The organism is Iamia sp. SCSIO 61187, assembly GCF_019443745.1.
Lineage (GTDB): Bacteria > Actinomycetota > Acidimicrobiia > Acidimicrobiales > Iamiaceae > Iamia.
On sequence record NZ_CP050948.1, the window covers coordinates 2,685,423 to 2,699,590 of the forward strand.

A 14,168-nucleotide genomic window follows, 5' to 3' on the forward strand; every position below is an offset into this window, starting at 1 on the left:
GCACCGGGGCTCCAGGGCTGCCGGACCTGGCCCGGTCGGGTCGACCGTCCGAGCGGTGGGGCCGGCTCGCTCGATCCCCGAGAGGGACCGAGCGAGCTCGTAGCGTTCGCCCGAGTGGAGGAGCTGCCGCCAGGCCTGTACGAGGTCCTCGTCACCAAGGGGCTGAGGGCACGCCTCGACGCGCTGGCCGACGCCGTGCCGACCGTGCAGCGCGCGCTCCACGCGGCGGAGACGCCGGATCGGGTGGCGTGGCACCTCGGCCGCGAGATCGAGCGGGCCCTGTCCGACGTTCCGGACAAGGAGCGGGCACGGGTCGGCATCGAGGTGGCGCGGGCGCTGATCGACCGGCTGGGCGAGCTGGTCGAGGTCGATCCCGGAACCGCGCCGGTCGACCCCGGGACCGTGCTCGAAGCGATCCTGGGACGACGACCCGACGGCAGCCCCGCACCCGTCCCCCAGCCGCTCATCCCCCTGCTCGACACGACCCTGCTCACGAACGCACCTGGCGAGCCGAACCTCTGGAACCAGCTGCGATCCGAGATCGCCTCGTCCGATCGGATCGACGTCGTGATGGCATTCATCCGCCGGAGCGGCATCGCACCCCTCGTCGATGCGCTGCGTCGCCATTGCGCCGAAGGTGGACAGCTCCGGGTTCTCACCACGACCTACACGGGCTCGACCGAGCAGGCCGCGCTGGAGCAGCTCATCGACCTGGGCGCGGACGTGCGCGTCTCCTACGACCTGAGCACGACACGCCTCCACGCCAAGGCGTGGGTGTTCCACCGGGTGTCCGGGTTCTCGACGGCCTACGTCGGGTCGTCGAACCTCACGCACTCGGCGCAGGTCACGGGCATCGAGTGGAACGTGCGGACCTCAGCCGCCCGCAACCCTGACGTGATCGCCAAGTTCGGGGCGGTGTTCGACAGCTACTGGGCGGGTGACGACCACCGGCGGTACGACGCCGCGGAGTTCGTCGACGAGCAGGTCCGCGCCGGGCGCACGGACTCGGGGCCCCATGTGATCCTCAGCCCCATCGAGCTGCGGCCACTCCCCTTCCAGGAGCGACTCCTCGAGCTGGTCGAGGTGTCCAGGAAGCAGGGCCACCGACGGAACCTGCTCGTCTCGGCCACCGGCACGGGAAAGACGGTGATGGCGGCGCTGGACTACAGCGGGCTCGTGGAGCGGCTCGAACGGTCGCGCCTGATGTTCATCGCCCATCGCGAGGAGATCCTCGACCAGTCGCTCGCCACTTTCCGCTACGCCCTTCGGGACCCGTCCTTCGGTGAGAAGTGGGTGGGCGGCGCTCGACCGACGCGGTTCGAGCACGTCTTCGCGTCGATCCAGAGCCTCAACGCGTCGGACATCGACGTACTGCCACCGGACCACTTCGACGTGGTGATCATCGACGAGTTCCACCACGCAGCCGCCGCCTCGTACGAGAAGGTGCTCGACCACCTCGACCCGGCCGAGCTGGTCGGCCTCACCGCGACGCCCGAGCGCAGCGACGGGCTGCCGATCCTGCACTGGTTCGACGATCGCATCGCCGCGGAGCTGCGCCTCTGGGACGCCATCGATCAGCAACACCTCGTCCCCTTCCTCTACTACGGCGTCCACGACGGACTCGACCTGCGCGACGTGCCCTGGAAGCGGGGGCGGGGTTACGACGTCGAAGCGCTGTCCAACCGGTACACGAGCTCGGACGCCTGGGCTCGACTCGTCCTCAAGCAGCTCGACCAGCACACCGACGCCGCGTCGATGCGCTGCCTCGGGTTCTGCGTGAGCGTCGACCACGCCCGCTTCATGGCCCGCCACTTCACCGACGCCGGGATCCCGTCGGTCGCCGTGTGGGGAGACAGTCCCCGGGCCGACCGAGAGGCCGCGCTGCGCGGCCTCGCCCAGGGGGCCGTGAGAGCTGTCTTCTCGGTCGACCTGTTCAACGAAGGTGTCGATGTCCCCACAGTCGACACCGTCCTCATGCTCCGCCCCACGGAGAGCCCGGTGCTCTTCCTCCAGCAGCTCGGGCGCGGGCTGCGCAAGGCGAAGGACAAGGCGCACTGCACGGTCCTCGACTTCGTCGGCACGCACCGCAAGGAGTTCCGCTTCGACCGGCGCTACCGGGCCCTGCTCGGCGGCACCCGGCGTGACGTCGAGCGAGCGGTGCAGATGCAGTTCCCGTTCCTGCCGGCGGGTTGCAACATGCAGCTCGACGAGAAGTCCGCCGAGGTCGTCCTCCGCAGCCTCCGCGAGGCGATCCCGACCCGGTGGACGGCACGGCTCGACGAGCTCCGCTCGCTCAGGCAGGTCCGCCCCGACATCGACCTCGCCGGGTTCCTCGACGAGTCAGGTCTCGCCCTCGACGACCTCTACGCCAACAACCGAAGCTGGTCCGAGCTGCTCGACGCCGCCGGAGCCCCGGTCCGGGCTCCGGGCACCGACGAGACGGCTCTGCGGCGAGCGATCGGTCGGCAGCTCCACGTCGACGATGCCGAACGCATCGCCGCCTACCGAGCGTTCCTCGCCTCCGACGCTCCTCCGCGGGCGAGCGAGCTCCCCGAGCGGACGCGACGACTGCTCCACATGCTCGTCGCGTCGGTCACCGACCAGGCGATCACCAAGGACCTCTCCCTCCAGGCCGCAGCGGAGCTGTTGTGGGCCCACCCACAGGTCGTGGCCGAGCTGGGCGAGCTGTTCGGGATCCTCGACAGCCAGGTGGACCACCTGCACGAGGCTCTCGCCACCCACCCCGACGCGCCCCTGCAGGTCCACGCCCGGTACAGCCGGATCGAGATCCTCGCCGCCATGGGCCTCGGCGCCGGCCGGGCGAAGATCGCGTCCTGGCAGAGCGGGGTCTACGAGGCGAAGCCGGCGAGCTCCGAGCTGTTCGCCTTCACCCTCGACAAGACCAGTGGCGCGTTCTCCCCCTCGACCCGCTACCGCGACTACGCCATCAGCCGCTCGCTCATCCACTGGGAGAGCCAGTCGATCACGCGCGCCGACAGCCCGACGGGCCTGCGCTACCGGAACCACGAACGCGACGGACGCACGATCCTGCTCTTCACCCGCGAGCGCGCCGATGACCGGGCCTTCTGGTTCCTGGGCCCCGCCCGCTACGTCAGCCACACCGGCGAGAAGCCCATGGCCATCACCTGGGAGCTCGACGTGCCCCTGCCCGGCGACCTCTACGCCGCGTTCGCCGCCGCAGTCGCCTGATCCGCCGGACGCCGCTCCCAGTGCCTCCGCGTGCTCCGGACGGCACCTTCGGACCAACCCGACGTCGCGAGGGTCATCGCCGACGTCGAATCGGGGCACTCGGCCCGTGAGGCGGGCAGCGACGACCACCGGCGTGCCCGAGGAGCTCGTGGCGACGCGGCCGCGGCGTCGGCACCGCCGCCCTTGCTGGGCCCGGCCGTCGGCCCTGGTCGAGAGCGGTGTGTCGGACGACCGACTCGCCTCCCACCGACACCGGAGATCGTCAGGGGAGCGGGATGTCCCGGAGCTGGCGGCGGGAGGTGATGTCCAGCTTGCGGAAGATGCTGCGCAGGTGGGCCTCGATCGTGCGCGGGCTCAAGAACAGCTGCGCCCCGACCTCCCGGGAGGTGGCCCCGGTGGCGACCAGCCGGGCGATGTGCAGCTCCTGGGGCGTCAGCGCGTCGGTCGGCTGGATCGTCCGTCGGCGCGGGTGCTCGCCGGTGGCGCGCAGCTCGTGGGCGGCCCGCTCGGCGAAGGCGTGCGCGCCCATGGCGGACAGCATCTCGTGCGCCGTGCGGAACTGGGCGCGCGCGTCCTGGCGGCGGCGTTGGCGACGCAGCCACTCGCCGTACACCAGGTGCGTGCGGGCCAGGAACACCGCCATGCGACAGCGACCGAGGCGCTCGATCGCCTCCCGGTAGTCGTCCTCGGCCGACGGACCGGGGAGGGTCAGCGCCCGCGAGCGCGCGGCCAGCCCGAGCGCCCACTCGGTGCCGCTGGACCGGGCCCGGGAGCCGAGCTGGTCGAGGGCCTCGGCCGCCCGCTCCGGCTCGTCGGCCCGGGAGGCGGCCTCCACCAGCTCGGGCAGGGCCAGCGCGGCGTGCGGAGCGTCGAGGGACGCGCATGCCTGTGCGGCTGCCTCCAGCGCCGGGGCGTAGCTCCCCAGGCCGTTGTGGAGCACCGCCAGGCAGAGCTGGGCCAGGGCGACCTCGGCGGCGTTGCCACGAGCCTCGGCATCCTGGACGGCCCCGGCGTGGATCTCGATCGTCTCGGCGCGACGGCCGCCCCACGCCGCCAGCACCAGCTCCCCGAAGCGCAACGGCAGACCCCCTGTCGCCTGCCTGATGGTGGCCTCCTCGGCGATCAGCTCGGTGGCGCGGGCCGGCTCCCCCGAGATCACCCAGACCGCCGAGAGGAACAGCAGCGCAGGCGAGAGCATGGCCAGCGCGCCCGCTTCGCGGCGGAGCTGGACGTTCCGGCTGGCGAGGGCGTGCAGGAGCTCGTCGTCGAACGTCGTCAGCGCCGTCCGGCTGGCCAGCCACAGCCAGCGGTGGTCGTCACCATCGCCCGCTCCGGTCGCCGGGTCCTCGACGCAGAAGGCCTCCATCGCCCGGCGCAGCTCGGGCACGCCTGCGGCATAGCCCTGCGTGTAGGTCGTCACCAGCCCGTCGAGCAGCAGGTCGGCCGGGCCCGACGGTGCGCCCGTCTCGGGTGCGCTCCTCGCGGCCTCGGCCAGCTCCGAGATGCTGCGACCGGGGCCGAGGCCGCCGGTGATGATGGCTGCGTCGAACGCATGCAGGTAGGTCTGGCGCGCCAGGGCGGGGTCGAGCGGGGCCAGGCGTGAGGCGACGTCCAGCAACATCTCCGGGACGTCGCTCCGGCGGGTGGACCCGAAGGTGATGTGGGCCTGCAACAGGTCGAGCCGAGCGCGTTCCACCACGTCCAGGGGCCCGGCGGCGGCGACCTCCAGCAAGCCCAGCGCAGCATCGGACGCACCCGCCTCGTGCCGGGCCTCGGCGGCCGCCAACGCCCGACGGGCCCGGGTGGCGGGGTCGGGGGTCAGGTCCGTCGCCCGCTGGAGGAACGCCGCCGCCGCGGCGCACCCGCCTCGGGCCTGGGCCCGGGCCGCCGAGTCCTCCAGCTCGGCGGCGACGTCTTCGTCGGTGCCCCGTACCGCCTGCGCCCGATGCCAGGCGCGCCGGTCGGGCTCGGTCCGTGCGTCGATGACGGCCGCCAACGCGTCGTGCGCCCGGCGCCGGTCCGGTGGGGCCGCCGCCTGGTAGACCGCCGAGCGGACCAGCGGGTGCCGGAACCGCACCCGGGGGCCCACCTCCAGCAGGCCGGCCGCCTCCGCCGGCGCCGCCGCGGCGCGATCGACCCCGAGGTGGGCGACCGCCCGCCACAGCAGCCCGACGTCACCGGTCGGCTCGGCCGCCGCCACGAGCAAGAGCAGCTGGGTCTCCTCGGGAAGGGTGGCGGACCGGCGCCGGAAGGTGTCCTCCACGCGGCTCGGGACGTCGGGCCCGTCGACGAGCTCGAACCCGCCGGCGAGATCGGCCGCCTTGACCGTCCGGGGCAGCTCCAGGAGCGCCAGCGGGTTGCCGCGCGCCTCGGCGACGATCCGGTCGCGCACCCGGACATCGAGCGGCAGCAGCGTCTCGGTGGCCATCAGCGCCCGGGCCTCGGTGTCGGCCAGTCCGCCCAGGCGCACCTCGGGCAGCCCGGACAAGGCGTGCACGTGGTCGCCGCCGGTGGTGCGTTCGGCGAACACCAGCGCCAGCCGCTCGGCGGCCACCCTCCGGGCGACGAAGGCCAGGACCTGGGCCGATGCCTCGTCGACCCATTGGGCGTCGTCGACGAGGCACACCACCGGTCCGTCCTCGGCCACCTCGGCCAGCAGGTTGAGCGTCGCCAGCGCGACCAGGAACCGGTCGGGCGGGGCGCCCGCCCGCTGGCCCAGGGCCACGCCCAGGGCGGCCTGCTGGGGGCCGGGCAGGGTGTCGACGCGGTCCAGCAGCGAGGCGACGGCCTGGTGGAGGCCGGCGAAGGCGAGCTGCGACTCGGGTTCCACCCCGATCGAGCGCTCGACCCGGAATCCCGACGCGGTGGCGGTGCGCGCCGCGTCGTCCAGGAGCGCCGTCTTCCCGATGCCGGCCGGCCCGCGCACCACGAGGGCGCCGGCTCGCCCGCGCTGGGCGCCCGCGAGCAGCCGTCCGACCGCTTCACGCTCAGTTCGCCGGCCCACGAGATCAGGCAACACCGCTCCCGGTCCACGTCCGACGGAGTCGCATCGCAGCCTAGGCAACCCTCACCGATGCGGGCTGCGGCCTCCGGGCCTGCTCAGGCGGTGCCTCCGGGCCTGCTCAGGGCGGTGCCGGGTGAGGCCGACCGGTGAAGGCACCGGGACACCTACCGATGCGGCGGCGCCGGCATCGGCGCGACCGTGACGACGAACGACACCCACCGACCACTACCCCACCACCGGAGACTCCCATGGGCACCATCACCGTCGACCACGAGAACAGCACCCCGGCCGACCTCTACTACGAGGACCAGGGGACGGGGCAGCCCGTCGTCCTCATCCATGGCTACCCGTTGGACGGTCACAGCTGGGAGCGCCAGACGGCCGCCCTGCTCGCCGCCGGGTACCGCGTCGTCACCTACGACCGCCGGGGCTTCGGGCGCTCGTCGAAGGTCGGCACCGGCTACGACTACGACACCTTCGCCGCCGACCTGAACACGCTGCTGGAGACCCTGGACCTGCGCGACGTCGTGCTCGTCGGGTTCTCCATGGGCACCGGCGAGCTGGCGCGCTACGTGGCCAAGCATGGCCACCAGCGGGTGGCCAAGCTCGCCTTCCTGGCCTCGCTGGAGCCGTTCCTGGTCGCCGGTGACGACAACCCCGACGGCGTTCCGCAGGAGGTGTTCGACGGCATCGACGCCGCCGCCCGGGGGGACCGCTACGCCTGGTACACGCAGTTCTTCTCCGACTTCTACGACCTCGACGAGAACCTCGGCACCCGCATCAGCCAGGAGGCCGTCACCGCCAGCTGGAACGTTGCCGTCGCCAGCGCCCCGGTCGCCGCCTACGCCGTGGTGCCCTCGTGGCTCGAGGACTTCCGCGCCGACGTCGAGGCGGTCCGGGCCAGCGCCACGCCGACCCTCATCCTCCACGGCACCGCCGATGCCATCCTCCCCATCGACGTCACCGCCCGCCGCTTCCGCCAGATGGTGCCCGACGCCGACTACGTCGAGGTCGAGGGCGCACCGCACGGGCTCCTCTGGACCCACGCCGAGGAGGTCAACGCCGCCCTGCTCGCGTTCCTCGACGGCGAGGCCGGACGGCCGGTGGGGGCGTGACCGGCGCCGAGCCCCCCGACGTCATCGTTCCGGACCGCTTCGCCGGCCTGCGCGCCCTGTTCGTCAACGCCACGCTGAAGCCCTCACCGGCGCTCAGCCACACCGACGGTCTGGTGACCATGAGCGCGGACATCCTGCGTCGTCACGGCGTCACCGTCGACCAGGTGCGGGCCGTCGACCACGACATCGCCACCGGGGTGTGGCCGGACATGACCGAGCACGGCGCCGCCACCGACGAGTGGCCGGCGATCCACGCCAGGGTGATGGCCGCCGACATCGTCGTCCTGGCCGGGCCCATCTGGCTGGGCGACAACAGCTCGGTGATGAAGCGGGTCATCGAGCGCCTCTACTCGGGGTCGAGCCAGCTCAACGAGCACGGCCAGTACGCCTACTACGGACGGGTCGGCGGTTGCCTCGTCACCGGCAACGAGGACGGCGTCAAGCACTGCGCCATGAACGTCCTCTACAGCCTCCAGCACATCGGCTTCACCATCCCCCCGCAGGCCGATGCCGGCTGGATCGGGCCCGCCGGACCCGGTCCGTCGTACCTCGATCCCGGTTCAGGTGGACCGGAGAACGACTTCACCAACCGCAACACCGCCTTCATGACCCACAACCTGATGCACCTGGCGGCGCTGCTGCGCGACGTCGGGGGCATCCCGGCCTACGGCAACCAGCGCAGCGCATGGGACGCCGGCTGCGGCCCCGCCCAGGCCAGCCCCGAGCACCGCTGAGCGGTGCGACCCGAAGGAGACACGTGCCCGAACCCCGAACGACCGACGGCCCGCAGTGGCCGACCCTGCGGGTCGACGACTGGACCGACACCCGCGACACCCTGCACATGTGGGTCCAGATCGTCGGCAAGGTCCGCCTGGCCCACGCCCCGCTGGTCAACCACTGGTGGCAGTCCACCCTCTACGTCAGCCCCCGGGGCCTCACCACCTCGACCATCCCCGACGGGGCCGGCGCCTTCGACATGGAGCTCGACTTCATCGATCACCAGCTCGTCCTGCGGGCGAGCACCGGTGGGGTGCAGACGGTGGCCCTGGAACCCAAGCCGGTGGCCGAGTTCCATGCCGAGACGCTCGACGCCCTCGCCCGGATCGGCCACCCGACCACCATCCGGGCCACCCCGAACGAGGTCGACCCGGCCATCCCCTTCGCCGAGGACCACGAGCACGCCTCCTACGACGCCGAGGCCGTGCACCTCTTCTGGCGCCAGCTGGTGCAGGCCAGCAGGGTGCTGGGGGAGTTCCGGTCCCGGTTCGTCGGCAAGGTCAGCCCGGTCCACTTCTTCTGGGGGGCGATGGACCTGGCCTGCACCCGCTTCTCGGGGCGGGCGGCGCCACCCCACCCCGGCGGCGCCCCGAACTGCGGGGACTGGGTGATGGTGGAGGGCTACTCCCACGAGCTGAGCAGCTGCGGCTTCTGGCCCGGCGGAGGCGAGGAGGGGGCGTTCTACGCCTACGCCTACCCCGAGCCGGACGGGTTCGCCGACCACGCCGTCGAACCCGCGGCTGCCTCCTACAGCACCGAGAACGGCCAGTTCCTCCTCCCCTACGAGGCCGTGCGCGCGGCCCCCGACCCGGACCGGGCCCTCCTGGACTTCCTCCAGACCACCTACGAGGCCGCCGCGGTGCACGGGCGGTGGGACCGGGCCGCGCTCGAGGACGACCCGGCCCGCTGGGACCACCTGCGATGAGCGACGACCGGACCACGGACCTCGTCACCCGTCTGCGGCAGGTCGGCTGCGCGAGCCTGGTCGACGCCATGGGCCGCCGGCACGGACACCGGGCCCACCTGCTCCCGATGGTCAGCCCGGACCCCGGTCGGCCGCTGGTCGGGCCGGCGGCCACGATCACCTTCCTGCCCTACCGCGACGACGTCGAGGACCCTCCCGACTTCGCCGAGCTGTTCTACCGGGCGGTGGGACCACAGCCGGAGGGCAAGGTGCTGGTGCTGTCCTCGGGCGGCCACCCCGACGTCTCGCACGGTGGCGGGACGAAGCTGTCGCGGGTGCACAACCACGGCCTCGCCGGTGTGGCGAGCGACGGCCGGCTCCGGGACTTCGCCGAGCTGGCCCGCTTCGACTTCGCCACCTGGTGCCGGGGGGAGGCCACCCGCTGGGGCGGCGACACCGTGATGCCCCACGCCGCCGGCCAGCCCGTCGCCTTCGCCGGGGTGTGCGTCGTCCCCGGCGACTACGTGTACCTCGACGACTCCGGCGGCGTGGTCATCCCCGCCGCCGACGTCGCCGAGGTGCTGGCCGAGGCCCACCGCATCGAGGTCGAGGACTCGAGGTCGACCGACCACATCCGCGCCGAACGGCCCCACGCCCCTCATCGCGGCGCCCGCTGAGCCGCGCCGCGCCTCGGCCCGCGACGGACACCTCGTTCACGATGCGTCGGCACCGGCCCGGTCGGCCAGGGCCCGGTTCATCGCCTCGAAGCCGTCGCGGGTCGGTCCGTCGAGGGATCGGCGCAGCAACGGCACCAGCAGGCCGGTGAACGTCTCGCCGTGGTCCAACCGGGTCCCCTCCGCGATCGGCGTCAGCGCGAACCGATGGTCGCCGGCGAACAGCCACGGCCCGCCGATGCGCCCCTGCCAGGCCAGGACGGCCCCGGGCTCGACGACGGTCACCCGGGGGCGGAAGCTCTGCGGCCGCCCTCCCGGGGGGTGGAGCCGAACCTGGAGGCGATCGCCGACCCGCAGCACGCCCGATGCGTCGGTGATGAACGGGTTCCACGCCGGGTAGGCGTCGAAGGCGGTCAGGTGGTGCCAGACCCGATCAGGTGGGGCCGGGATGTCGATGGACGTCAGGACCTGGTGGCGCAGCGACGATCGCATCCGACGGTCGGTGGTGTCGGCGCCCTCCGGGTCGGTCCGGTCGTGACGGGTGCGGGCCATGGTCCCAGGGTCGTTCCCGCCCCGGTGCCTTCGCATCGGTAGGAGCTCCGCTTCCCGGGCCCGTGTCGGTCGGCAGGTCGCACGTCACCACTCGGCGCACCCTTCGTGAGCGCCGTCGCGGCCGGCACCGACGCCGCAGTCGGCCAGCCCTGCCGTAGGGTCGGGCCGTGCCGCCTCCCCGCCCCGATCGACCGCTCGACCTGGTGGTCTACGGCGCCACCAGCTTCGTCGGGAAGCTCCTGACGGCCCACCTGGTCCACCGGCACGGGAGCGACGGACCGCTGCGCTGGGCCATCGCCGGGCGCAGCGCCGAGAAGCTCGACCGCGTCGCTCAGACCATCAGGACCGACGTCGAGCGCATCGTGGCCGACGCCGCCGATGTCGACGCCCTGGCCGCCATGACCGCACGGACCAAGGTCGTGGTGTCGACCGTCGGGCCCTACGCGCTCTACGGCTCCGAGCTGGTGGCGGCCGCAGTCGCGGCCGGCACGGACTACTGCGACCTCACCGGTGAGCCGCAGTGGATGCGCCGCATGATCGACGCCCACCAGGCGGCAGCCGAGGCCTCCGGCGCCCGCATCGTCCACGCCTGCGGGTTCGACTCGATCCCCTCGGACCTCGGCGTCTGGTTCACCCAGCAGCAAGCCCTCGAGGCTCTCGGCGAACCATGTCAGCGGATCGGCATGCGGGTCACGTCCATGCGCGGCGGCGCCAGCGGCGGGACCCTGGCCAGCATGGTGAACGTGCTCGAGGAGGTCGCCCGCGACCCGGAGCTGCGCACGATGCTGTCCGACCCCTACGCCTTGGCGCCGGCGGGCAGCCGTCCCGGCGTCGTCCAGCCCGAGGTCACCCGGCCCCAGGTCGACTCGCTGTCCGGGCAGTGGGTCGCTCCGTTCGTGATGGCGATGGTCAACTCGAAGGTGGTGCACCGCAGCCACGCCCTCCTCGGCCACCCCTGGGGTGAGGGCTTCCGCTACGACGAGGCGATGGCGATGGGCTCCGGCCCCCTCGGCGCCGTCAAGGCGACGGGTCTGGCCGCAGGCCTGGCCGCCGGCATGGGCGTGGCCGCGGTCGGCCCCGCCCGGGCTGCGCTCGGACGGGTCATGCCGAAGCCCGGCACCGGCCCCTCGCCGAAGGCGCAAGCGGCGGGCTCGTTCACGATCCGCTTCCACGGCCGCACCGCCGACGACCGCAGCATCGAGACCGAGGTGACCGGCGACCGAGACCCCGGATACGGGTCGACGGCCAAGATGCTGGGCGAGGCGGCGGTCGCGCTCGTCGAGCTCGAGGCCGGCGCCGTCGGCGGCGGGTTCCACACGCCCGCCTCCGCCCTCGACGACGACCTCGTGGCCCGCCTCCGAGCCGAGGCCGGGATCACCTTCTCCGTCCGGGACTGAGCGTCCAGCCGGGAGCGATCCGGACGCAGGAGGCCGATGTCCTGGTGGTGTCGGAGGGGGGACTTGAACGCCGCCCTCAGCGGTGATGGTGCGTCCCGTTGCGTGCGCGTCCGTGCAGGTCAGAGCCGGTTTTCGTGGGCCTCTCGTGCCAACGGGTCCCACCCCATACCAGCCCGTACCAACCCGTCTTCAGGGCTTTCGCGGACATCCTGATGACAAGCGAGCGGGTGTGTCGACCGTCGGGGAGGGCCCGGAGGCCGCCGTGTCGGAGGCCGGAGCGCGCGCCCGGCGCGCGACTCGAAAGAGCGCAACGTGCGTGCTCTTCCTTCGACACCTCGGCCTTGTCATCACCTGTCATCAGTTGTCATCACCTGTCATCAGGCGTCGGTTCGACGTGCTGACGCAGCCACTCCGCGACCGCCGTCTCGTCCAGTTCACCGGCCGCCACTCCGAGCATCAGGCCCACGGCGTGCTCGGTGCCGACTTCGAGGCGATGGCCGTTGAGGGCGAGGAAGATGGTGAGCGACTGCCACGCGAGGCGCTTGTTGCCATCGGGAAGTGGATGGTTCCGCGCGATGCGGACGGCGAGCACCGCGGCCTTCTCGACGAGCGAGGGGTAGAACTCCTCGTCGCCGAAGCCCGCCTGCGGAGCATGGAGCGCCGAGTCCAGCAGATCGACCCGTGAGGCACGCGACAGTGTCCGGGCGTCGATCCCGGTGACGACCTCCGCGATCACGAGCGCCTCGGACAGGCTGAGGTACCTCACTCGGCGAGGCGGTCGAGGATCTCCTTGTCCCGCTCGACGAGGGTGTGCAGCAAGGTCATGAAGTCCTCGTCCTGGCGAACCCGGTCGACCTCGGCCTGCAGCGCATCGAGGATCACCTGGTTGACGCTGACCCCCCGAGCGCGGGCGACCACCTCAGCGGTGTCTGCCAAGTCCTCGGGGAGCCGAACGGTCGTCGCCTTTCGCGTCATGACGTCATGCTATCAATGGAGTGGCCGCGTATTCGCCGGCTATCCCGACACGGTGAGGCCCACCTCGTCGAGGAGTCGGATGAACTTGGTCTTCTGGCGGTGCCGGTTGCGGAGGTTGGCGAGGTAGGCATCGAAGCCGTCGGGGTCGCCGGCTCGCTCGTGGAGCGTGCGGATGTGGGCCACGCGATCGACGGCGTTCTCGTAGGAGCGGGTCTGTTTGCGGTCGATCTGGGCCTCGACGTCGCGGGCGTAGGCGCTCGCGGCGTCGAGCGGGCGCTCGGTCTCCATCGCCGCAGCGAGCTGCAACCACAGCGGGAGCGACGCACCGTGGTCGAGTGCGATCGCCCACGCGTCGTCGAGCTGGCCGTCCCAGGCGAGCACGGCGATGAGCTCGTCGTGGGTGGTGGGGACGGGGAGGCGGGCCGAGTACCGGTTGATGGGCGTCGGCCGGCTGGCCACCGCCTCGGCCCGGGCCGCGGCCTGCGACTCGAGCACAACCATGGCCCGAGGACGGTGCTCGTCCCACTCCCCCGCTTCGCTTGTCCAGCGCTTCAGCCGCTGGTAGCTCGCCAAGGTCGGCTTCTCCATGAACCGCTTCCAGACGAGGTCGACGACATCGGCCATGCGACCGTGCTGGGACCAGCCAGCGAGGACGACGTCGTCGAGCCGGGAGTCACCGCGCATGTGGTGATCGGTGTCCTCGAAGGCAGCCAGGCCCCGCTCGGCCCAGGCAAGCGCGTCATCGGGCCGGCCAGCCTCGGTCAGCACCTCGGCGATCTGCACGTAGTGGTACGGGAACGACAGGTCGCGGGCCATCACCTCGACCCGGGCGTCGACGTCGCCTGCGACCTCTGCGAGGGTCTCCATCATTCGGGTCAGGTGGAAGTTGCCGCGGTTGGCCCGACGGCGTGGATCGGGATCGACGGGTGGGAGCTGCGCCCAGCGCTCCTCGGCCAGACGACGCATCTCGGCGAGGCCGTCATCACCGAGCAGGTCGGCGTAGCGCTGGGCCGAGTCGATGAGGATGTCCCACTCGGTGTCGACCTCCATCGCGAACAGCCTCCGCGCCAGGGCGACCGGATCCGGGCGGACCGCCTCACAGGCCGCGTGGTGCAGCGCCTCGAGATCCATCAGCACCTGGGAGAACCAACCCGAGGAGTCGTCGACGCGGCTCATGGTCACGTCGACCCTGCCGAGGGCGTACTCGGTGATCCCGATCACCTCCTCGGCGTGCCCGGCCGCTAGTAGTGCGCCGATGCTCTCGGTGACCTGGTGGACGCCCCGGGCCCAGGCCCCCGATGTGCGTGGCCCGTCCCGGCGTGCCGCGCTGCCCGACCGCAGCGCATCGGAGAACGACCGCCGGTACGACGCTGCGTCGACCGGGCCGGTGCCTGCGGACGCTGCCTCCAGCAGCAGTCGGTTCCGCAGCTCGACGTCGCCCTCGGCGAGCTCCGTAACCAGCTCGACCAGGCGCTCGTGCGACTGGGCGCCGAGATGCGTGGCCAGCTGCTCGCGCGCCTTCTTCGTCATCCGGGCCATCGCCCATTGTCTACCGGCGCT

11 protein-coding genes are annotated in these 14,168 nt (G+C 72.4%); 6 read left to right on the plus strand and 5 right to left on the minus strand.

What is annotated here, in order from left to right:
- The first annotated feature begins 114 nt into the window (after positions 1-114).
- Positions 115-3,210: a DUF3427 domain-containing protein gene (locus HC251_RS12885; RefSeq protein ID WP_219941020.1), complete on the plus strand. Its 3,096-nt coding sequence runs from the start codon at positions 115-117 to the stop codon at positions 3,208-3,210.
- A gap of 262 nt (positions 3,211-3,472) precedes the next feature.
- Here HC251_RS12885 and HC251_RS12890 read toward each other — a convergent pair whose 3' ends face one another.
- Positions 3,473-6,214 carry an AAA family ATPase gene (locus tag HC251_RS12890; protein ID WP_219941021.1) on the minus strand — a complete coding sequence of 914 codons (2,742 nt, stop codon included), beginning with the start codon at positions 6,212-6,214 and terminating at the stop codon, positions 3,473-3,475.
- A 248-nt stretch (positions 6,215-6,462) separates the two neighbouring features.
- Here HC251_RS12890 and HC251_RS12895 point away from each other — a divergent pair, with 248 nt between their 5' ends.
- From HC251_RS12895 to HC251_RS12910, 4 genes are read left to right on the plus strand one after another with little or no spacing between them, the layout of a single operon-like run.
- The gene (locus HC251_RS12895) at positions 6,463-7,329 is read left to right on the plus strand and encodes an alpha/beta fold hydrolase (RefSeq protein WP_219941022.1); all 867 of its coding nucleotides are present in this window, start codon (positions 6,463-6,465) and stop codon (positions 7,327-7,329) included.
- Entirely contained in the window at positions 7,326-8,063 is a 738-nt protein-coding gene (locus HC251_RS12900; protein ID WP_255566395.1) for a flavodoxin family protein, read from the plus strand. Before HC251_RS12895 ends, HC251_RS12900 begins: the two co-directional genes overlap by 4 nt.
- 23 nt (positions 8,064-8,086) lie before the next feature.
- Positions 8,087-9,031, plus strand: a complete 945-nt coding sequence (locus tag HC251_RS12905) for a DUF5996 family protein (protein ID WP_219941023.1) — start codon at positions 8,087-8,089, stop codon at positions 9,029-9,031.
- The gene (locus HC251_RS12910) at positions 9,028-9,687 is read left to right on the plus strand and encodes an RraA family protein (RefSeq protein WP_219941024.1); all 660 of its coding nucleotides are present in this window, start codon (positions 9,028-9,030) and stop codon (positions 9,685-9,687) included. Before HC251_RS12905 ends, HC251_RS12910 begins: the two co-directional genes overlap by 4 nt.
- 36 nt (positions 9,688-9,723) lie before the next feature.
- Here the strand turns inward: HC251_RS12910 and HC251_RS12915 are convergent, their stop codons facing one another.
- Complete coding sequence (locus HC251_RS12915) at positions 9,724-10,236, minus strand: SRPBCC domain-containing protein (RefSeq protein ID WP_219941025.1); 513 nt, start codon at positions 10,234-10,236, stop codon at positions 9,724-9,726.
- 167 nt (positions 10,237-10,403) lie between these two features.
- Here HC251_RS12915 and HC251_RS12920 point away from each other — a divergent pair, with 167 nt between their 5' ends.
- The gene (locus HC251_RS12920) at positions 10,404-11,633 is read left to right on the plus strand and encodes a trans-acting enoyl reductase family protein (protein ID WP_219941026.1); all 1,230 of its coding nucleotides are present in this window, start codon (positions 10,404-10,406) and stop codon (positions 11,631-11,633) included.
- Between the two features lie 367 nt (positions 11,634-12,000).
- On the opposite strand, the gene HC251_RS12925 is transcribed toward HC251_RS12920, so the two are convergent.
- Genes HC251_RS12925 through HC251_RS12935 form a run of 3 tightly spaced genes read right to left on the minus strand, consistent with a single transcriptional unit; the run spans position 12,001 to position 14,138 of the window.
- Positions 12,001-12,399 (minus strand): type II toxin-antitoxin system death-on-curing family toxin, encoded by a 399-nt coding sequence (locus HC251_RS12925; RefSeq protein WP_219941027.1) that lies wholly within the window; start codon positions 12,397-12,399, stop codon positions 12,001-12,003.
- Complete coding sequence (locus tag HC251_RS12930) at positions 12,396-12,608, minus strand: ribbon-helix-helix protein, CopG family (protein WP_219941028.1); 213 nt, start codon at positions 12,606-12,608, stop codon at positions 12,396-12,398. Before HC251_RS12930 ends, HC251_RS12925 begins: the two co-directional genes overlap by 4 nt.
- Positions 12,609-12,647: 39 nt before the next feature.
- On the minus strand, positions 12,648-14,138 hold the full coding sequence (locus tag HC251_RS12935; protein ID WP_219941029.1) for a DUF6880 family protein: 1,491 nt from the start codon (positions 14,136-14,138) through the stop codon (positions 12,648-12,650).
- Between the last annotated feature and the right edge of the window lie 30 nt (positions 14,139-14,168).